Raw genomic sequence first — 1,292 nt, forward strand, 5'->3', positions numbered from 1 at the left:
GATCAAGGGTTGCGCTTGCTTTGGTTTAACCTGAGCGACTTAGTTTTTGCTGCGCTTTTTTCTGGCTTGAGATTTTAGGTTCGACAGCAACTCCTTGATTGTTTTTTGAGTTACCCCTTGACAATCAAGACAGTCGCTACGATCTACTGATTATTTATTCCCCTTTTTGCATGAGTGCATGAGTAGAAAAGGGGTTTCTCGGAGAAACCCCTTTTCTGTGGGTTACTCAAGGGATTTAGGATAATATTGGTGCGTTACGTCGCGTATGTAATTAATGTAAATTAAATAATATTGTGGCGCTCCTAACGCACCCTACCTACTGTATCTCCCCAGTGAGTATAGGCTACATATCAGGACAGGCACTCATGCAAGAGGCAAAACGGAGAATAAATAATCAGTTTTTAATAAGCGGATTTAGTACAAAAGTCGTTTAGCATGATACGCTATCTAACCTTAGTGCGATCGCTTTGAACTTTTCCTATTCCCTTTGAGTTGCTTGTCTAACCTGTTCGATCTCTAATTCTAAAGCTTGTGCTATCTGTTCAAAGTTCAATCCTAAGGCCAATAAACGAGGAATAGAGGCTAATTTTGCCGCTAATTCGCCTTCTTGTCGGCCTTCTTGTCGGCCTTCTTGTCGGCCTTCTTGTCGGCCTTCTTGTCGGCCTTCTTGTCGGCCTTCTTGTCGGCCTTCTTGTCGGCCTTCCTCTCTACCTTCCTCTCTACCTTCCTCTCTACCTTCCTCTCTACCTTCTTCTAAAGCTTCCTGATACACTTTAGTTTGTTTTAAATCACTTAAACTAAACATCGCCTCTATCTCCTTTCTACTGACTTGGGGTAACTTATAAACCAAGATTGTCTCTATCAATTCTAAAAGTTCTTGCTGTTGTTTGACCTTAGGTAATTCTTGTCTAATCCGTGGAATTAATTGTTTTCCCTGCTCGATCGCTCTGGCGGTTGGTGCTATAATTAATTGTAACATTGATATTCCCAGGGATTCCACTTCCCTTAATTCCTCGAGATAAAAACGTAAAATTCTGCCTGAGTTGATTAACTCCCCATAACGAGCCGTCTCTACGCTTTCCACTGAACGCCGAGGATAAATAACTACTCCCTGCCAATTGTTGCTTAAGTCCGTTTGGTGGAGATAGAGAAAGATTTCACTAAAGAAACGGGAATAAAACCTATTATCTTTCTGAAATTGTACTTCTAGGAAATAGATAGGCTGATTGGGTGTATCAGGCAAAAAGACTCCATCGAGACGAAAGGACAATTGTTTAACTTCCACCGAGGAG

General features: G+C 41.6%; 1 protein-coding gene. It reads right to left on the reverse strand.

The genetic code is table 11. From position 1 onward, the window contains the following. Positions 1-478: 478 nt before the first annotated feature. Positions 479-1,292, reverse strand: an 814-nt coding sequence (locus O9332_RS06375; RefSeq protein WP_288024334.1) for an Rpn family recombination-promoting nuclease/putative transposase, incomplete at its 5' end; no start/stop codon positions are given.

The sequence above is a fragment of the Microcystis sp. LE19-10.1B genome, from assembly GCF_027530565.1.
GTDB classification, from domain to species: domain Bacteria; phylum Cyanobacteriota; class Cyanobacteriia; order Cyanobacteriales; family Microcystaceae; genus Microcystis; species Microcystis aeruginosa.